Here is a 20,628-nt window from a genome sequence, read left to right as displayed (position 1 = left end):
ATGTTGGCTTTGGCATCTCAAACTCAATTAGATCTAGCGCATTATTACTTACAGAAAATTTTGCTGTCGTCTGTATACGATGTCGCGAAAGTGACGCCGCTGTCGAGCATGAATAAACTGTCAGCTCGCTTTGGTTGTCAGGTGTATTTAAAACGTGAAGACATGCAGCCAGTACATTCATTTAAACTGCGCGGTGCATACAATCGTATCGCTGCGCTCACGCAAGAAGAATGCGATAGAGGCGTAGTGTGTGCATCTGCAGGTAATCATGCTCAAGGTGTGGCGATGTCGGCGGCCAGTCGCGGGATAGATGCGGTTATTGTGATGCCAAGTACCACACCAGACATCAAAATTGATGCCGTACGTCGCTTGGGCGGCAATGTTGTATTGCATGGACAGGCGTTCGATCAGGCCAACGATTTTGCTAAAAACTTGTCGGCCACCGAAGGACGCGTCTATATCGCACCGTTTGACGATGAAGCGGTTATTGCCGGTCAGGGCACTATTGCTCTGGAGATGGTGCAGCAACAACGTGATATTGAAGTGGTATTTGTGCCTGTGGGCGGTGGCGGGTTAATTGCGGGGATTGCTGCCTATTACAAAGCGGTCATGCCACAAGTCAAAATTATTGGGGTCGAGCCTGAAGATGCTGCGTGTTTAAAAGCGGCATTAGAAGCAGATGAGCCAGTCACGTTAGCTCAAGTGGGCTTATTTGCCGACGGTGTCGCGGTGAAACGTATTGGCACAGAGCCTTTTAGGCTTGCACGTGAATATGTCGACGAAGTCGTAACCGTAACTTCAGATGAAATTTGCGCCGCAGTGAAAGATATTTTTGAAGATACCCGTGCGATAGCTGAACCCGCTGGCGCATTGTCAATTGCAGGCCTTAAAAAGTATATGAGTTTGCATGGCGACAGTAGTGACGCGCCGAAGAAGGTCGCAGCCATTTTGAGTGGGGCTAATGTGAACTTTCACAGTTTACGTTATGTGTCAGAGCGCTGTGAACTTGGTGAGCAAAAAGAAGCGGTATTAGCGGTAAAAGTGCCAGAAAAACCCGGCAGCTTTTTACGCTTTTGTGAACTACTTGAAAAGCGCCCGATGACCGAGTTTAACTACCGGTTTAGCAGTCGCGATATGGCGGTGGTGTTTGCCGGTATTCGTTTAACCGGTGGCCAAGCCGAGCTGGCTGACATTATCGCTAAACTCGAGTTAGAAGGCTTTGAAGTACAAGATTTATCTCAAGATGAAACCGCTAAATTACATGTTCGCTATATGGTCGGTGGGCATCCACTTGAGCCGTTAGAAGAGCGCTTATTTAGTTTTGAATTTCCTGAGCATCCTGGAGCATTGTTGAAGTTTTTAACCACGCTGCAAAGTAAGTGGAATATCAGCTTATTCCATTATCGTAATCATGGCGCGGCGTTTGGTCGCGTGTTGGCGGGTTTTGAAGTGCCAGCAAAAGATGATGCCGCTTTTGCACAGTTTTTAACAGACCTAGACTTTGTCTATCAAGAAGAAACTCACAGCCCGGCTTACAAGTTATTTTTAAATAGAGCTAAGAGCTAAATGTGTTACAAATTACACAACACTAATCAGTTGCTTAACGCTAAATAAATATCACATTGAGGTGATTTAGAGCCTCAATGTGATATTGTCAGGGCGCCTAAAACGAAAATATATTCGTAGGTAATAACCCACACCGCCAAAGTGTGATGTCATTAGTACATCATATGATTGTGACGGGTTGCTTATATGTAGGGTAAATTTTTCCATATGCGTGTAGCTTTACACATGCATATACGACCTCATTTTAAGGAGACATTGATGTTACCCGTACCAACTATTCCAGCTTTTATGCCACCGCGCCGTACCCTAATGGGACCTGGTCCATCTGATGTGTATCCTGAAGTGCTTGCTGCACAGTCGAGACCAACTATTGGCCACTTAGATCCGCTTTTTGTCGGTATGATGGATGAGTTAAAAAGCCTTATTCAGTATGCCTTTCAAACCAAAAACGAAATGACCTTAGCCGTATCAGCACCTGGTAGTGCCGGCATGGAAACCTGCTTTGTTAACTTGGTTGAACCCGGTGAAAAAGTCATTGTTTGCCGCAACGGCGTGTTTGGTGAGCGCATGCGCCAAAATGTTGAGCGTGTCGGTGGTGTAGCCGTTGTGGTCGACAATGAATGGGGCGAGCCAGTGTGTCCTGACAAAGTTGAAGCTGCACTTGTGGCAAATCCAGATGCGAAGTTTTTAGCCTTTGTCCATGCTGAAACCTCAACAGGTGCATTGTCTGATGCGAAAACCTTGTGCACATTAGCGCAATTACACGATTGTATTAGCATTGTTGATGCGGTCACCTCTTTGGGTGGCGTTGAATTGCTGGTGGATGAATGGGGCATTGACGCTATTTATTCCGGCAGCCAAAAATGTTTGTCATGTGTGCCGGGTTTATCACCTGTATCATTTTCACCTAAAGCCGTCGCTAAATTAAAAGCACGTACCACCCAAGTGCAAAGCTGGTTTTTGGACCAAACCTTAGTGATGGGTTATTGGGGTAATAGCAGTGGCGCTAAGCGCAGCTATCATCACACTGCACCTGTGAATGCACTTTATGCGCTGCATGAGTCACTGCGTTTACTGGCCAATGAAGGGCTAGAAAATGCCTGGGCAAGGCACCGTAAAATGCACCTGTTATTGCGTGATGGTTTAACCCAGCTTGGGTTTAAATTTGTGGTAGACGAAGCGTCAAGATTGCCACAATTGAACGCGGTGTATATTCCCGAAGGTGTGGATGATGCAGCAGTGCGTAAACATCTGTTAGAAGAATATAACCTTGAGATTGGTGCCGGCTTAGGAGCATTAGCAGGTAAAGCATGGCGTATCGGCTTAATGGGCTTTGGCGCACGTCGCGAAAATGTAGCTTTGTGTTTGCGCGCCTTAGAAGAGTCTCTTGCTCAAAAATAAATAGCGAGTTTAAGCAAGCTAACGTATAAATAAAAAATGACGCTAATTAGCGTCATTTTTTATGGTCAACAGAGTCAGTACGATACTTTGGTATTGCAACAGTTAGTCAGCAAACTTCTTTTCTAATTCATTGACTTGTGCTTGCAATGCTTCAAGCTTTTCACGTGTTTTAAGTAACACATGTTGTTGTACTTCAAATTCTTCGCGTGATACCACGTCCAGTTTCATCAGTTGGTTTTGCAATATCTGTTTGCTGCGTTCTTCAAACTCACCGGCAAATTGCTTAACACCGCTAGGTAAGTTGTCGCTAAGTTGTTTTGCGAGCTCTTCAATTTTCTTTGGATTAATCATTATGATCCCCTACTGATATATTGAGCTAATTGTAACCGAGGTGAGCGTATTTCCAAAACCAAAGTGTGATTTTCGTTAACCGTCATCAGTTGATTCTGCTATGATCCGCCTTCGTTTAGTTTAGTGAGGCAGTGTGATTAATGAAACTCAATCCAGGGCAAAATGAAGCCGTACATTATGTCTCGGGTCCGTGCTTAGTGCTTGCGGGTGCTGGCAGCGGTAAAACACGTGTCATCATTAATAAAATCGCTTACTTGGTTGAAAAGTGCGGTTACAAAGCGCGTAATATTGCCGCGGTGACATTTACTAACAAAGCAGCCCGTGAAATGAAAGAGCGTGTCGCGCAGTCAATGGGCCGTAAAGAAGCGCGTGGACTGTGGATTTCGACTTTCCATACCTTGGGGTTAGAGATCATTAAGCGTGAGCATAAAGTGCTTGGCTTAAAAGCAGGCTTTTCATTATTTGATGACCAAGACACCTTCGCCTTATTAAAAGAGCTGACTCAAGATGAGTTAGACGAAGACAAAGATTTAATTAAAGCCCTTGCCTCGGCCATTTCAAATTGGAAAGGTGGTTTGATTATTCCTCAGCAAGCGCGCAGCTTGGCAAAGGATGAACAAGGGCAATTGTTTGCCATGTTGTACCAACGTTATGCGCAACATATGAAATCCTATAACGCGCTCGATTTTGACGATCTTATTTTAATCCCGACCTTATTGCTGCGAATGAACGAGGAAGTCCGTACCCGCTGGCAAACTCGGATTCAATACTTGCTGGTGGATGAGTATCAAGACACTAACACCAGTCAATATGAATTAGTGAAACTGTTAGTGGGCGAACGTGCCCGATTTACCGTGGTGGGAGATGACGATCAGTCAATCTATTCGTGGCGCGGTGCCAAACCACAAAACCTAGTATTATTAGGCACTGACTTTCCGAAATTAAAACTGATTAAGTTGGAGCAAAATTATCGTTCTAGTCAACGTATTTTGCGCGCTGCTAATATATTGATTGCCAACAATCCCCATGTTTATGACAAGGCGCTTTTTAGTGAACTTGCTTATGGTGAACCGCTTAGGGTATTAATTGCCGCTAACGAGGAGCAAGAAGCCGAACGTGTTGTCGCTGAAATTATTCGTCATAAGTTTGTTGGCCGTACTCAATTTGGCGATTATGCCATTTTATATCGGGGTAATCATCAGTCGCGCTTATTAGAACGTGCGCTTATGACTAACCGTATTCCTTATAAACTGAGTGGTGGCACCTCGTTTTTCTCTCGGGCAGAAATTAAAGACATTATGGCGTACCTGCGCCTGGTGGTGAACCCTGACGACGATAACGCATTCTTGCGTGTGGTTAACTTACCTAAGCGCGGTATTGGTCCTGCAACCCTGGAGCGATTGGGTAACTTTGCCAACCAAAAGCATATTTCATTATTTGAAGCCATTTTTGATGTGGAACTTAATCATCATTTAGCGCCTGCAGCCGTTAACTCTCTTTATCAATTTGGCAAATTTATTGTTGATACGGGTGAGCTTGCCACTCGAGGTGAGCCTGTCGAAGCCATTAAGCAGCTTATTCGTAAAATTAATTATGAAGATTATTTATACGAAACCAGCACCAGTGCGAAAGCGGCAGAGATGCGCATGAAGAATATCTCAGAGCTGTATCGCTGGGTGACTGAAATGCTTGAGGGCGACGAACTTGATGAAGCCATGACATTACCCGAAGTTGTGACCCGATTAACGCTACGCGACATGATGGAGCGTAATAGTGAAGATGAGGGCGGCGATCAGGTGCAGTTAATGACCTTGCACGCATCGAAGGGGCTTGAGTATCCGTTTGTGTTTATGGTGGGCGTAGAAGAGCGTATTTTACCGCATCAATCGAGTATTGATGAAGATAACGTCGATGAAGAAAGACGCTTGGCTTATGTAGGAATTACAAGGGCGCAGCGTGAGTTGTGGTTTGTGATATGCCGTGAACGTCGTCAATTTGGTGAGACTATGCGCTGCGAGCCGAGCCGCTTTTTACTTGAGTTACCCCAAGATGATTTAATTTGGGAAAATCGCAAACCAGTACAAACAGAACAACAGCGGGTTGAAACCAGCAAGAGTCATATTGCTAACATACGTGATATGTTTAAAAAGTAATCTCAAATCAAAGCAATATCAAACTAAAGCAATCTTAAATCAAAGAATATTAAAGCAAAGCCTTTTTGAGTATCGAGTCGGGATTTTAGCGATCACGCGCAGGACTTATAAGGCTTTTTTTTTTCGTTAAATAATTTACTAATAGCCCGACCTTGGCCGCGCATATAGCCGAGTTCTAAAAATTGCCGCACTTGTTGCTGCGTGTCGACAGTGGTGGCGTACATTTCAAACTCGAGTGTTTGTGCTGTGAGTTGATAGGCTTTAACTAATTGTAATTGTTTATCATTTAATAAGTGTTTACTGATGTCATTATCGAGTTTCAACGCTTTTATGGGCAAAAAACTGAGGCAGCTTAATGAGCTGTATCCTGTACCATACCCATCAATACCAATTTGAACGCCTAACTGAGAGATAAGGTCGAAACCATTGATGTGGTTTTCAGTATCTTGAACTAAGGCTTTTTCGTTAAAAAACAACATGAGTTTACTGAGTTCAATATTGCTGTTTTTAATGGTGTTTTTGAGGTTGCGTAAGACAAACTTGTTTTTAATATGTTGGCTACTAATTGACAAGTGCAGAGTGACATTTGGTTGATACTGCTGTTTTAACCACTGATATTGATTGCTCAAGTGAGTAAAAATATAACCGTCTAAGTTCAATGTCAGTTGATATTGTGCCGCTAAACGTTTCATCTTAGTGTGTTCAATGATGCCGTGCTCAGGATGTTGCCATTCAACATGTGGTTCAATGGCAATAATTTCACCAGTAGTAAAATCGACGACTTCCACGTAGTGAATATCAAACTCTTGCCGTTCAAGTGCTTTTTTAAAATCAATTTCAAGTTCGTGCTGTAGCTTTGACTGCGCACTCAGCTGATCATCAAAAATAACGTAACAACCTTTACCATTGGCTTTTGCTTGGTACATGGCAGCATCAGCATCGCGTAGTATCGATTCGCTGGTGACAAGCTTATTACGGCCGCTAAAGGCGATACCAATACTGGCACCAGAAATAAATTCTTGTTTGGCTAAAGTATAAGGCATCGATAAAGCTTGCAGTATCCGATCGCTTACTTCGACGGCATCATCGGTAGAATGAATGGCATCCAGTAAAATAACAAACTCATCTCCGCCCATTCTGGCCAATGTATCATTGTCGCGTACGCATGATTTTATGCGCTGCGCCGTTTCGATTAAGAAGCGATCACCTTCTAAATGGCCAAATGAGTCGTTTATCAGTTTAAAGCGGTCTAAATCGATAAATAACAGTGCGAACTGATCTAAGCCATGGCGACGTAAGTGCTTTAATGCTTGAGACAATCGTTCCATTAAATAGCTGCGATTGGGTAAACCTGTGAGTCCGTCGTGCTGCGCATCGTGTACCAGCTGATCTTCAATTTTGCGACGTTGAAGTATTTCTTGCTGCAAATTATTGTTGAGTTCAGCCAACGCGCGAGTCCGCTCGACCACTTTATCTTCTAACAGCTCGTAACTACTTTTTAACGACTCTACGGCTTGTTTGCGTTCGATGGCGTTGGCAATATGTTGTGAAACAAAAGTCAGTAGTTCTAAATCTTTTGATTGATAGATGTGTTCATCATCTAGGCTGTAAATGGTTAATGCACCTGCCACATCGCCATTAATCAGTAGTGGAATACCAATCCATTGGTGCATTCTCTGAGTTTTATTGAGCTCTGGCGATTTAGAATAAATTTCGCCCATTGTGACCATGTTAGCAATGTCTTTGGCCGACAATAATCGCGGTAACTTATGGCGTAAAATGTATTCGGTTAAGCCATCCTGCATGGGACGTGATGCTGGATACTGGGCGGTCATTTGCGAAACATAAAATGGAAACGACAGCATGTTGTTATCATCAATTAATGAGATAAAACAATTATGCGCTGGAATTAATTGGCTGATAATCGCGTGCAGGCGAAGATAGAAGTCTTGTTGCGGCACATTCGATGCAGATAAATCAGCGATTTCGAATAAGGTTTTTTGCAGCTTTTCGGCTTTAACGCGTTCTTGAACTTCAATGGTGACTTTGTTGTAAGCCTGACTGAGCTCTTTGGTTCGTTCAGTAATGGCTTGCTCGAGTTGTTCATGATGTTCTAGTCGTTCCATCACACCTGAGATATGGTGGCAAATAAAACCCATTAATTCTAATTCTAATTCACCGTAGGTGTTATCTTCGTTATAGCTCTGAACCACCAACACGCCGGTGACTACATCTTGATTTCTAATGGGGACGCCAAGCCATTGATGGCAAGGTGACCCTAAACTTTTAATGTCGCCACAGGCGATTAATGCATTAAATTTATTATCGTCGCAAAGCAATGGCTCACCATTGCGCAGTACATAGCCTGTCAATCCACTATTGAGTAAAGAGGATATTTCTTGATCTGGGTAAAGCTCCGTTGGATGCGAGTCTTGCTGGTCAGCAAAAAAGGGTAAACTGGTTAACCCTGTTTTGAGATCTCTAGAGGCTATAAAAAAGTTTTCTGCTGGGATGAGTTGTTGAAGATGTAAATGGACACGTTGATAGAAATCATCCAGTGATGCCACCTGGGTTGCGATATTAGAAATACCTAACAGTGCATTTTGAATAATTTCAGAACGCTTATATTTTTTAGCCAAACGCTTTAAACGAGCAATCCTTTTTTGTAGGTGCTCGACACGCGGAGATGTTGTTGGGTGACTAATTTTGGTATCCATATCCCGAGCAGGTGTTATCCTATTAATAATGTGAACAAATATTTTTGAACAATCATTATAATTACCATAAATACAAATGTGATCCAAGCGAAATAAATGTAAGTATAAAGTTAATAATTATGAGTAATGAGTCAAAGAGCACAAATAGTTAGCGTAAATGACTCAAAACTTAATCAGTCAGTTAAAAAAAGTAAATCAGGGCTAGACGTGAGAGTGTTTTATCCCTACTATATGCGTCGCTAACCAAGGCGAGCGCCCATAGCTCAGCTGGATAGAGCGTACCCCTCCGGAGGGTAAGGCCGAAGGTTCGAATCCTTCTGGGCGCACCATTCGGCAAGTACGTGATGTCGTAATTGGTTAGTAGAATTGAAAGTCAGTGGTGATTGTAGCTCAGTTGGTAGAGTCCCGGATTGTGATTCCGGTTGTCGTGGGTTCGAGCCCCATCAGTCACCCCATTCAATTCAATGTTTTATTTTCGGTGATTAGCGCAGCCCGGTAGCGCATCTCGTTTGGGACGAGAGGGTCAGAGGTTCGAATCCTCTATCACCGACCACATTGTTAAAATGAGTTAAGAGTTAGTTAACTTGTTTATAGTAAAAGTTTGAAATAAATTTCGGTGATTAGCGCAGCCCGGTAGCGCATCTCGTTTGGGACGAGAGGGTCAGAGGTTCGAATCCTCTATCACCGACCAATTTAACAAAAAAGCCACTCATTAGAGTGGCTTTTTTGTTTTCAGATTTTCATTCCAATCTTTTCCTTTTTATACCTATTTCCCTATCGCGACATAACACTCCTGGCTTACTGCTTACTGCTCATGGGAGAGTACGATACAGTTTGTGCGAGGTTTGTTTTTTATTATAAAAACTCATACAAGTACGAATTCAAAGCCATAAAAAAACCACTCCGAAGAGTGGTTTGTTGATAGGTTCCGTCGCTCGGCGTTATAGCTTTACATTAACCGGTGGCGAGATAAAGCCTTGGTAGGCATCGACCCTAAGCTCTGTAAAGCGGCTGAGCTGTTGTTTCTCTTGAATACCAGTGACAATGACTTGGATGTCTAAGCCTTTAGCGACGTTAACTAATGCCCGGCATAATTCACTGTTATGCTGGTTGTCTTCAATATAAGCAAATGATTGATCGAGTTTGACGTAATGCGGCCTTAAGCTTTGTAAATAAGCCATTGAGCCAAATTGACGACCAAAGTGATCGATACCAAAGTGCGCGCCACTGTCTCTAATGACTTTACACAAGTTTTCACATGCTTCTAAATCGCTGTATACGCTAGCTTCTGGGATTTCAAAACAAATACGTTCAGGATATTTATTCGCGCGTAGAAACTGCTTTAACCATGCATGGAACTCAAAATCGCTAATACTTTGATTGGTTAAGTTAATGGCGACTCTTTCGTAGTTACGCTCAAGTAATCTGTGTTCATTTACTGTCTCTATTAGACACCGATCGAGCATGGTTCCCAGAGACAATAGTTCAACATAAGGCATAAATTGGCCAGCATGAAGCGTAGTATTGGCGATTTGTAACTGACAATATAATTCGCGCTGACAGACTTCATCTTTGGCGTTTAGTTGAATTGGCTGCCAGCGGAACTCAAACTTTTTATGTTGAATCGCATAACCTAAGTTTGTTCGCCACTCTTCACGAGTAAACAATTGCTGCTGGGTATTTTCAAACCAATGGAAGACTTTGGCATCTTTGATAGATTGTTGCAGCGCGTTATCTGCTTGAGCCATCATATCGGATACTGTCATTTGCCCTAAACGTTCGGCTACACCGATATTAAACTGCTCATTAGGTTTGCAGCCTGCTTTCGATATTTCCTTGTTTACTGTGCGTATGAGGCTTTGTAGGTACTTAGTTAGCTGGTCGTGTTCACAGTCTTCTACCAAAAATGCAAATTCATAAGCGGCTATGCGTGCGATGACCGATTGAGCAATTTCATCTTGATGATATTGTAATTTTTCTGACAGGATACGAATGGTTTCATCACGGACTTGGAAGCCATACTTACTGTGTACATCTTCTAGCCAGTCCATTTTGACTAAATACAGCGCGCCGGTACTTGGTTCGCTTAACCAACCGTTAATGCGGCTCACCATGTATTGTCGATTGGGAAGGCCTGAAACCTGATCAACGAGGTTTTTCTTACGTAATGCTGAGACTTCTTCGTCAAGTGAATTGAAAACTTGTTTCAGCTGTGCAGACATACTATTAAATGCGTTAACCAGTTCTTTGAGCTCTTTGGTTTTGGGCGCTGGCATGTCTGGGCCAAACTGGCGATCTGAAATTTGTTTTGCATGGACAGACAAGGTGTTTAATGGTTTTAAAATCCAGCTTAATCCCACTCTGGCAAACACAATGGCAATTAAAAATAAGATAGAAAAAAGAATGACAATATCAGTAATAATGCGCCATAACTCTTGGTAACCAAAACCTGGATGAGCCGCGATTTCTAAGGTAGCAAGCTGCAGCCAGCCTGAGGTAATTGTCGTTTGTTTGTTGATACTCTTAAACAGGTTTAGGTCGATAAACCATTGCGGTACATTACTCACTCTTACCGAATTATTCCAAACCTGTTGCTTACCGTCGACAAGCCAGGTTAGTTTGATCTGCTGATAGTAGCCGCCTTCAAAGATGACATTGACTAAAGTCTCTGCGCCAGCAGTATCGCCTGACTCCAATACCGGAGTCAGCATTAATCCTAAAGAGTTACTGGCATTATTAAGATCAGACTCCATCTGTTTGGTTAAAAAACCTTGGGTTTCTGAAAATTGTACGTAGGCCACACTTGCAATAGTTAACAAGAAAAGTGCAAAAAGTAACGCATAGATCTGCCTGAACAGGGTCATGTTGTCACTACTCCATGTTGAGTTTTGGTCGGCGTAAGCGGTCTACGCCTAATCTAAGTTTAAGGTCAGTCCATTTTTCAAGGCGTGATGATGAGCCAGCTAACACTCCTCGACCTTTTTCTTTGTTTAACCATAATTGTTTACCATTAAAACTGTATACAGGCAGAAGATCTCTTCTTTGTGTCGCAGGTTTGATGGTTTTGTCTAAATTATCTAATACCAGTGGTATTGAATTAGGTTGTTCGTAATAAGCTAATACCATGTGGTATTGGTTTAACGTTGTGGCTTTTACCATGGTGATCCGCATTTTGTCTTCCGATACGCCAAGCTGGAGTAAGGTAAAGTACTTTGCGATAGAAAAATCTTCACAGTCGCCGCCATTAACACCAATAAACTCCATCGGGGATGCCCAGTAGTTTGAGTCGCCCCACAGTGTTTGGTCGTCGATAAACCTAAATAAATTGAAAAAGTGATTTACCTTCTTCAATTTATCGATATCACTTAATTGCTGTGCATCATCAATAATTTTAAACCATGCATTAGCGCGAAGTGCCGCTCTGTCGCCGTAACGTTTCGTTAATGCAGATACAATTTGCTGCTGATTTAACTCTTGAGTTGGCGCCGCAAACAAACATGAAACTAAAAGGGCCGATGTCACAATTACACTGTGGCAGACCCTTTTATAAAACGATGCAGTGACATGTTTGTCTTTACGACTCAATGATCAATATCCTGTTTAACGATTATTCATTCTCATCGTCAACAGTATAGATATTCCATCTCATCTTTGACATTGTATCTTCGCCAGATATTGTCGAGATAACACGTCTATTACGCTCTTCTGCTTCAGGTGTGCCACTGGTATCAATTGGTTTGTCAAAACTATAACCAACCGCTGACATGCGCTCAGGGCTAATACCAAAAGTATTCTCGAGTACATCGATGACTGATTTTGCACGCTTTTGAGACAAAGCTAAATTGAGTTCATAACTGCCTCTTAAGCTAGTATGACCTTCGATAACCACTTTTGTCGTCGGGTACTTTTTCATCAGCTTAGCGATTTTTTCTATTTGGTCATAATACTGCGACTCAATGACTTCAGAGTTGTTCGCAAAAAAGATGTTTAGCTCTTGGGTCTCATTGATATCGTGAACCTGACCACAACCATAATTATCAACTTCAGCGCCTAATAGCGTTCCTGCACAGTTTTCACGTGCAGTGATAACACCATCTTTGTCCATATCTGTTAAGTCGAAGTTTTGCTTTGTTGGTTTATTGAGCTCAACAATATCGTTCATTGCACAGCCAGTGGCGGTCAACATAGCGAGTAGAATCATTAAGTATTTCATTATTGAACCCCTCCCTCATACGAGCGTTCACCGCGCCATTCTTCAGGGCGTGTGACTCTCAGTGAGTCAAGCAAACTGCCAGTAGCATTTAACACTCTGTAGCGAGCTGCAATTTCGTCATATTCAGTTTGTAGGTAGTCTTTACGCGCTTCAAATAACTCGTTTTCAGTGTCCAGTAAATCGAGAAGAGTACGCTGACCTAAATTAAACTGTTGCACATAAGCGACTTGCGTTTGCTTTGCTGCGACAACATGTTCACGAATATATTGCTTTTGTGGTGCAAGCATTTCGTAGGCGTTCCAGGCTAAAGAAATACCCTCAACAACTTGACGATATGCACGTTGTTGAATTTCTTTGGCTTCATTAATTTTGTACGCAGTCTCTCTATCGCGTGCTAAATCTTTTCCGCCTGAAAATAAGTTATATTTAACGCGAACCATGGCCACTAAATCATTACTATGACCATTAACATTTTGGCTGCTCAATGCGCTATAACCGTCTTCACCATCAACGTCATTATTCCAGTTACCGTTAAGCTCTAAACTTAGCTGTGGGAAATAATTTGCCTTAGCAGAACTACGCTCATATTTTGCCGCGTTGATATCACCTTCAGCAGACTTAAGGATTGGATGGTTGCTTTTGGCTTGCATCACACCTTTATTTAAGCTTTCTGGGATCATATCTGCATCTGGTACTGGCAAAATAAGATCTTCTGGTTCTGACTCAACAATTCGAATAAATGCAGCTTTAGCATCTTCTAAATTGTTTTTCGCAGAAACCACATTCGCATTAGCTCGTGCTAAACGACCGGTAATTTGCGACAAATCCGCAATTGAACCTAATCCTGAGTCAGTACGCTCTTTAATTTGATCATAAATAGCTTTATGGCTTTCTAGGTTTTTTTCTGACAGCGTTAACACTTGCTGGCTACGAATGTAGTCTAAATACACTTTAGATACATTTAATGCCATGTCTTCTGCTGCAGCAAATAATGCCCACTGATCTGCGGTGGTTTCGGAAGAATAGCGATCAACTTCGCTACTGGTATAAAAGCCATCAAATAACATTTGCTTGATGCTAAAACCGGCTTCACCACGTTCTAGATCAATTGTGCCATCGTTATCAACGTCGCCTTGGCCTGCTTTACGACGACTCGAAGGGCTATCAGTTTGCTCCCAGCCGTAACCCGCTGTCAGATCGACAGTTGGCATATAACCGGCAGATGCCTGGTTAACTTGCTCTTCACGTGCTTTAAAGCGGTTAAACGCAATCCGTAAATCTGGATTGGTGTCTAGCGTATGCGCAACAGCTTGTTCAAGTGATTGACTTGAGGCTGCGGGTGCAATCAGCATAGACAAAGCAAGTGCAACTGCACTGATCTTTGTGTGCTGATTTTTTATAGTGCTCATTTAAAACCCTCCTGGTTCTTCTTAGCGCTCTCTAAGGGCGGTATCTTTCGCTCTTAAAATTGGATTCAAAATGTACTCAAGTATTGATTTTTTCCCAGTGATAACGTCCACCGAAGTGAGCATTCCTGGGATTATTGGCATCTCTGTGCCATCGTCTTTTAGTAAACTCGATTGTTCTGTTCTTACTTTTATAATGTAAAAACTATTACCTTCTTCATCTTGTGATGTATCGGCACTAATATGTTCTACTGTACCTTTAAGGCCGCCATATCGAGTAAAGTCATATGCTGTTACTTTAACTATAGCGGGTAATCCAGGGTGTAAGAAAGCAATATCTTTTGGTGTAATTTTAGTTTCTATCAGTAGTTTATCTTCTGATGGCACAATCTCAATGATTTGTTCACCAGGCTGCACAACTCCACCTAAAGTATTAAAGTAGATTTTTTTAATTGTGCCAATGACAGGCGAAGAGATTACCGCTCTGCTGACTTTATCAAATGCACCAATTTGTGCCTGATTCATACGTGATAATTTTGTTTGTAACTCGTTTAATTGCGCCCGTAAGTCGGTGGTATAAACAAATACAGCATCACGACGTTTCAAAATCGCCTCATCCATTGCAGCTTTGACTTTAGGCCTTAAGAGGCGTAATGACTGCAGTTCACCCTGGATATCATTCACCGTTCGTTCAAGTTTTAATAACTCGACTTCTGGCACAATCCCTTTTCGAGCAAGCGGTTTAGTTAATTCAAGCTCACGGCTAACCAGTTGGTAACTTTTCGTGAGAGTTTTAATTTTTGATGCTAAATCTTCAATTTCTTGCTGACGCTGCTGGATTTGGCGCACTAATATTTCGAGTTGATTGTTTAAGTTATCTAAACGCAGCGAGTATTCTTCTTGTTGGCGTTTTACTAATGCAGGCTCGGCTTCTATTGTCTCACCAGGGAAAGCTAATACCTGTTTGGTAATTTTAACTTGTTGACGCCAGTCAGAGGACATATCTGAAATCACAATGCTGTCTAACTCTGCACGCATACGGATTATGTTGGTTTGCAGTCCATATACTTCTTGTTCTTGTTGGCCAAAATCAGACCTAAAACGTGTATCATCGATACGAGCTAATGGTTGACCTTTAGTAACCATCAAGCCTTCTTGAACATAGATTTCTTGAAGTATTCCGCCATCTAAGCTCTGAATGATTTGGATTTGCGAAGAGGGAATGACTTTGCCTTGACCTGTTGTGACTTGGTCTAATTCAGAAAAATATGCCCAAACAACAAAGCAGACCATCATTGCGGCTAATGACCAAATAATGAGGCGATGTCCTGTCGGGGCATCGGTCATAATGGCACCATATACGTCGTCAACCATCTCTAAATCTTCTGCCGTTAGATGTTTGCTCATGCGTTTTGCTCTCCAGCCATTGCGCCAGAGTTAAGCATGGCTAGCACTTCATCTTTAGGGCCGTCAGCCATCACATGGCCTTTATCTAATACAATAATACGATCAACCAAGTTAAGCAGGTGCATTTTGTGCGTAATTAAGAGCAAGGTTCTGTCACGGCTAACAAGTTGCATAGAGCGAATAAATTGCTTCTCTGCGCGTGCATCTAAACTGGCTGTGGGTTCATCCATGAGCAATATAGACGGATCATTAAGTGTCGCTCTGGCTAAGGCTACGGTTTGTCGTTGGCCTCGGCTTAATGCTAAACCACCTTCTCCCACTTGTTGATCAAGTCCTTCCGACTCTAAATTGGTGAACATGCCTACGCCTGAAAGCTGAATGGCTCTCATTAATTGATGTTCAGTCACCTGGCGCGACCCGAATAAAATATTGTCGCGGATACTTCCGTGAAATAAGGTGACATCTTGTGGCAGATAACCAAAGTTACGTCTTAAATCGCTCGGATGAATTTGTCCTGAGTCTAAACCATCATATCGAAGGCTACCTTGAGTCGGCTTATATAAGCCGAGTAGCAGTTTTGCTAAGGTACTTTTACCGGAACCATTGCGTCCGATAATGGCAATTCGTTCACCTGGTTTAATACGCAGTGATAAGGGGTGTAAGCTCGGCTTTTCTGTGCCAGGAAAATTAAAACTGATATTATCGGCTTCGATTTTTCCCATAATACGTTCTTTGCTGACGAGATGCCCTTTGTCTTCGAACTCATCTTCTTCTTCCATGATGGCATCAAGTTGACGTAACGAACTGATGGTATGATTCCCACGAGAAATAAGACCTGCTAATTGGGCCATTGGGGCAATTGCCCGGCTTGATAGCATGACAGCAGCAATAATGCCGCCCATGGATATTTCGTTATCAGCTAAACGATATACACCCAAAATCACAACCAGCACTACCGTCACTTGCACCATAAAATTGGCAACATGGGCTACATGGTTAGAGAGCTTTTTACTTTTTAATTGCCAGTTAGCGGTATGGCCAATCATTTGCTGCCAGCTTTTCTGCACTAAACCTTCAGCACCGTTTGCCTTAATTGATTCAAGCGCGGTTAAACTTTCAATTAAGTGGCCATGCTTTAAGCTTGAAAAACGATTACTTTCTTCAATGGCTTGCTTTAATTTAGGTTGTAGGTAGAGGGTCACTGCGATAATGACAATACTGCTAAAAACTGGAATAAGTGCTAAATCACCCGCCACAATGTAAATGATGATGACAAAGAGCAAGGCAAAAGGTAAATCGACCAGTGCAGTGATTGTTGCTGAGGTTAAAAACTCTCTAATACTGTCAAACTCACCGAGTTGCCTTGCCATTCCGCCTACACTTGGGGAGCGTTTTGACAGCGGAATACCAATGGCTTTAGCAAATAAATTTGAGGAAACGATAATGTCGACTTTTTTGCCAGCAATATCGATTAAATAACTGCGTAATTGACGCATAATAAAATCGAAAAGATATGCAATCCCGGCACCAATAGCCAACACCCAAAGTGATTCAAACGCTAAATTGGGCACCACTTTGTCATAAACGTTCATGATAAACAGTGGTGAGACTAATGCGAATAGGTTAACCAATACTGATGCAATAAGTGCATCTCTATAAATAGGGGCGGAGTCTTTAATGCTTTGCATTAACCAGTGAGTGCTGTTGTCATGTAAATGAACATCGAAACTTTTATCGCCACGATAATCTTGTTTGACCAGAAATAAGTAACCCACATATAAGGACTCTAGTTCCTCTAGGGTTAGGTTATCTTCGCCACCAGTTTCAGGTAATTGAATAACAACTTTGTCATTTTCTAAATCAATCTCTCTTAACACACAGGCTTTTTTATCTTTAAACAATAAAATGCATGGCAATAGTATGTCTGATATTTGATTTAGGTCTTTACGTGATAATTTGGCCGACAAGCCTGCTCTAGCAGCAGCTTGTGGTACTAATTCGGGTGAAATAACTGAGCCTGACAGCGGTAAACCCGCAGCCAAAGAATCAATAGAACAAGGGCTGCCAAAGTGTTCTGTCAGCAATACTAAGCAATCGAGAAGCGGATCAACCGTTACCCGTTGTGAAGCAGAAATCGTCCACTGCTCGCTTGTTTTAGACGCAGTTATAGGCACCTAATAAGAGTCCTTAATTTATTATTGTTAGAAATAACAAGTGATGCGTCACATATTACTATGTGACGCAGTCAATGTGTTGTTATTAAGGAATAATATTTCCACTGTACTGGTCATAAAGATCGACAGGGGTGGTTCCTGGTGATGGTGCAGGGGTTTGTGCTGGTGTATCAACAATGAGTGCGCCATCATTTAGCAACCCATTAATAATAACACCATCAGTCGTAGCGCCATATTGCTGCGACAGGTCTACACCATCTAATACTATCACTTGGTCTACCGTACCATCTTTATTAGCATCAATAGAGATTGTGGTATTACCATTGCTGAACGAGAAGTCCAGGTAATCATCGAGATTACCATTCTGCTCATCTTGCAATAAATCGCTGATATGAAGTGTATCGTTGTTCACTTCAAAATCTTTAATGGTATCAGTCCCAATGTCACCTTTAGACCACACAAAGGTGTCACTGCCTAATCCACCGATTAGTGTGTCATTGCCTAATCCGCCGATAAGCACGTCATTACCTTCGCCGCCATAGATAGTATCATTGCCACCTTGACCAAATAAGATATCGTCACCAATACCGCCATCTAAAATGTCGTTACCGTCGTTGGTGTTATTGATATTAAATTCATTCACATGATCACGGATGTAATCGTGGACTGCTTTAACGTCAATATCCGCAACGTTTTGACCAGTCTTACCAGCTACATAGGTTTGTAATGCAACGTAACCTTGCTCAGATGAACCACTAAATTTAACCAGGTCACCGAAGATAATATCATCACCTTGATTACCAACCGTATTATCATCACCTTGAGATTGGAATGTCTCAGAGCCTGTGATAACACTTGATAGATCAGACACATCGATAGAAGCTCGGACGAAGCCGTCTGTATCATATAGTTTTAGGTTGGCCTCATTAACCGTAGTGTTGCCGTTAGCACTAGCTAAACTGATTGCTTCAACTTCAGACACTGCGGCAAGCAAGTTAAATGCATGCTGCGCTTGAGCGGTTGTATTTGTACCATTGTCTGTAAAGCTTTTAACAGTATTATTAGTGTTAAAGCTTAATTGGCCAATTTTAGCGCCTGTGTATGGTGAATACACAGCACCGCTAGCGTTGACAATAACTTGACCATCTATGCTGCTGATGACGTTGCCTTTAACATAGTTATTAGAAGTCAACAAACTACTTAAGGTTTGATAACTACTGGTCGCAACATCATAACTCATTAATACTGTTGAAGTATTAGTGTCAACTGTTTGTGCATTTGGTGAACCATCAGTAATGAAGTAAGAAATATTATTTCCAACATTATTTAGCACAGTGCTGCTAGTAAACCAATTTATTGCAGACTCAAAACCAGCTTCATAATTAGTGGAACCACTGGCGCTCATTTTTGCTAATTCAGTAAGCAGCGTTTGGACCGCGTTTGGATCGTCCATATTTACTGATACAGAGTAATTTGACCCAGTTGCAAAATTCGTCAGTAACACATTTACGGTGCCGCTGTGCGAGCCCGTCGCGCTATTAGCAAGTGAGTTAAAGACTGCTTCGAGCTCCGTTTTAGCTTCTGCAACAACGCCAGCCATACTACCGGATGTATCAAAGATAAATGCGATATTGTAGTTCTCACCTGCAACAATCTGTAAGCCCTGTTGATCACTGACAATAATATCGTTATTAACGGTACCTTTAATCACATCATTACCTGGATTACCAGTGTATTTATCGTAAACCGTGCCAGAATCAGATTCGCCAACAATGTTAATCGTCACTGTTGCTGTATCTGTTGCGCCGTATTGATCAGTAACTGTGTAAGTAAAGGTATCTGTAGCTAGTTGACCTGCTGTTAAGGCTTCAAATGAATCATTAGTGTCATAAGAATAAGTACCATCACTGTGGATAGTTAATAATGCACCACTAGGTAATATCACAACTTGTCCATCAGCTACAGCAGTGCCATTCACATCAGTTAGTGCAAAGGTATTTCCTTGTGCATCTGAGTCGTTATTGAGTAACCCTTGATTTGGATTGGAAATAGTTAACACACCATCTTCAGAGACCAAGTAAGTCCCCATAATGGCAGGACCCGACGCGGTAATACTCGTCAAGAAGTAATCCGAAGAATCACTTAATAATGTGCCACTATTTGTTTCACTAATGGTTTTAGTCGCCTCAAAGACTAACTGATCAAAGACGATAGTACCGGTATCGATCGTGAATGTACCTTTATCGCCAGATAGCGTTTTAAATGTTTCACTCGCGACCAATTGACCATTGTAGTAAGCCTTCCAGACCCCTTGCTCACCGTCATTTTCATTAGTAAACATGTTTGAAACGCTGAACGTTGCCTGATTTACTAAACCATTAAAATCAATCACGATAGATTCAGATGTGCCTGAAGCAGAGTCGTATTCTATTTGGCCAATAATTTGGTCACCAACACGAGGAGAGCCTGACACGCCTAGCTTCCCTGTACCGCTTTCAATATTGACCACACCCATAGAACCATCAGCATTACGAGCTGAGATGGTCATTTTGTTTTCACCGTTTGACTGCGGGATAGCCCAATTACTGCTAGAACCTGTCGTTACTGTGTATGACGAACCAGGGATATCATCATTGGCATCGACGTTGTTAATTATTGCGGTGTCTGTGACGGCTATAGATTCATTCCCAGCTGCATCAGTTTGAGATATCTCAACAGTAATTTGTTCACCTGCAGTTGGTACATCAGCAGTCCATGTAATCTCACCATTGTTATAACTGAAAGCAACATTAGGTACAGAACCATCCAAATTAACTAATTGGCCATTTTCTAATTTCAGGTCAAATGACACTTCGATGCCATTAACTGTTGTCGATATTGAAACAAATCCGCCAGCAGTAAGATCTGCATGATCTGCCTCAGCTTTAATTTGTATTCCACTGCCATTAGCTAATATTTCATTATTATTTAACCAGCCATCTCCAGGAGTGCCGTCATCAACGATGATAATTGATAATGCCGAAGGAGCAGTTTTATCGATCCCTTCTTTATCTGTCGCGATAATCGATAGGTTACCTGCAGCGTCAGTGACTTGAGCCGTGACGTTCACTTCTGTTGCGCCTGCAGTCACAGGCACTTCAACAGCGTAACCATTGGTTAGCATCGCTTGCGTCACGGTGACCGTCGCTAATACGTTTCCACTGCCATCGGTCACGACGAGAGTGTCGCCGATCTGGGTGC

12 protein-coding genes and 4 tRNA genes are annotated in these 20,628 nt (G+C 42.2%); 7 read left to right on the top strand and 9 right to left on the bottom strand.

What is annotated here, in order from left to right; genetic code table 11:
* The gene (ilvA, locus tag ACROAE_RS07465; RefSeq protein WP_432400369.1) at positions 1-1,566 is read left to right on the top strand and encodes a threonine ammonia-lyase, biosynthetic; all 1,566 of its coding nucleotides are present in this window, start codon (positions 1-3) and stop codon (positions 1,564-1,566) included.
* Positions 1,567-1,824: 258 nt separating this feature from the next.
* Entirely contained in the window at positions 1,825-2,967 is a 1,143-nt protein-coding gene (locus ACROAE_RS07460) for a pyridoxal-phosphate-dependent aminotransferase family protein (RefSeq protein ID WP_432400368.1), read from the top strand.
* Between the two features lie 102 nt (positions 2,968-3,069).
* Here ACROAE_RS07460 and ubiK read toward each other — a convergent pair whose 3' ends face one another.
* Positions 3,070-3,318, bottom strand: a complete 249-nt coding sequence (gene ubiK / locus ACROAE_RS07455) for a ubiquinone biosynthesis accessory factor UbiK (RefSeq protein WP_432400367.1) — start codon at positions 3,316-3,318, stop codon at positions 3,070-3,072.
* A 140-nt stretch (positions 3,319-3,458) separates the two neighbouring features.
* Between ubiK and rep the strand changes: the two genes are divergently transcribed.
* On the top strand, positions 3,459-5,471 hold the full coding sequence (gene rep, locus ACROAE_RS07450) for a DNA helicase Rep (RefSeq protein ID WP_432400366.1): 2,013 nt from the start codon (positions 3,459-3,461) through the stop codon (positions 5,469-5,471).
* Positions 5,472-5,563: 92 nt separating this feature from the next.
* On the opposite strand, the gene ACROAE_RS07445 is transcribed toward rep, so the two are convergent.
* Entirely contained in the window at positions 5,564-8,188 is a 2,625-nt protein-coding gene (locus ACROAE_RS07445) for a bifunctional diguanylate cyclase/phosphodiesterase (RefSeq protein WP_432400365.1), read from the bottom strand.
* Positions 8,189-8,440: 252 nt separating this feature from the next.
* Here ACROAE_RS07445 and ACROAE_RS07440 point away from each other — a divergent pair.
* The 4 genes from ACROAE_RS07440 (at position 8,441) to ACROAE_RS07425 (ending at position 8,879) form a co-directional block, all read left to right on the top strand.
* A tRNA-Arg gene (locus tag ACROAE_RS07440) sits at positions 8,441-8,517 on the top strand.
* A gap of 50 nt (positions 8,518-8,567) precedes the next feature.
* Positions 8,568-8,643, top strand: a tRNA-His gene (locus tag ACROAE_RS07435).
* Between the two features lie 21 nt (positions 8,644-8,664).
* A tRNA-Pro gene (locus ACROAE_RS07430) sits at positions 8,665-8,741 on the top strand.
* A gap of 61 nt (positions 8,742-8,802) precedes the next feature.
* A tRNA-Pro gene (locus ACROAE_RS07425) sits at positions 8,803-8,879 on the top strand.
* Between the two features lie 250 nt (positions 8,880-9,129).
* Here ACROAE_RS07425 and ACROAE_RS07420 read toward each other — a convergent pair.
* The 7 genes from ACROAE_RS07420 to ACROAE_RS07390 form a co-directional block, all read right to left on the bottom strand.
* Positions 9,130-11,052 carry a bifunctional diguanylate cyclase/phosphodiesterase gene (locus ACROAE_RS07420; RefSeq protein ID WP_432400364.1) on the bottom strand — a complete coding sequence of 641 codons (1,923 nt, stop codon included), beginning with the start codon at positions 11,050-11,052 and terminating at the stop codon, positions 9,130-9,132.
* 7 nt (positions 11,053-11,059) lie between these two features.
* Positions 11,060-11,710: a transglutaminase-like cysteine peptidase gene (locus tag ACROAE_RS07415; protein ID WP_432400363.1), complete on the bottom strand. Its 651-nt coding sequence runs from the start codon at positions 11,708-11,710 to the stop codon at positions 11,060-11,062.
* Positions 11,711-11,795: 85 nt separating this feature from the next.
* A complete protein-coding gene (locus ACROAE_RS07410) occupies positions 11,796-12,401 on the bottom strand; it encodes an OmpA family protein (RefSeq protein ID WP_432400362.1) in 606 nt (201 codons plus the stop codon).
* Complete coding sequence (locus tag ACROAE_RS07405) at positions 12,401-13,753, bottom strand: TolC family outer membrane protein (RefSeq protein ID WP_432400757.1); 1,353 nt, start codon at positions 13,751-13,753, stop codon at positions 12,401-12,403. Before ACROAE_RS07405 ends, ACROAE_RS07410 begins: the two co-directional genes overlap by 1 nt.
* Before the next feature lie 78 nt (positions 13,754-13,831).
* Complete coding sequence (locus ACROAE_RS07400; protein ID WP_432400361.1) at positions 13,832-15,214, bottom strand: HlyD family type I secretion periplasmic adaptor subunit; 1,383 nt, start codon at positions 15,212-15,214, stop codon at positions 13,832-13,834.
* Positions 15,211-17,388 carry a type I secretion system permease/ATPase gene (locus ACROAE_RS07395; protein ID WP_432400360.1) on the bottom strand — a complete coding sequence of 726 codons (2,178 nt, stop codon included), beginning with the start codon at positions 17,386-17,388 and terminating at the stop codon, positions 15,211-15,213. Before ACROAE_RS07395 ends, ACROAE_RS07400 begins: the two co-directional genes overlap by 4 nt.
* A gap of 85 nt (positions 17,389-17,473) precedes the next feature.
* The coding region (locus ACROAE_RS07390) for a beta strand repeat-containing protein (protein WP_432400359.1) at positions 17,474-20,628 on the bottom strand (3,155 nt) is incomplete at its 5' end.

The organism is Shewanella sp. MF05960 (genome assembly GCF_050849305.1).
Classification (GTDB): Bacteria; Pseudomonadota; Gammaproteobacteria; order Enterobacterales; family Shewanellaceae; genus Shewanella.
Note: the sequence above shows the minus strand (reverse complement) of the source record. Positions and strands in the feature narration are given on the sequence as shown.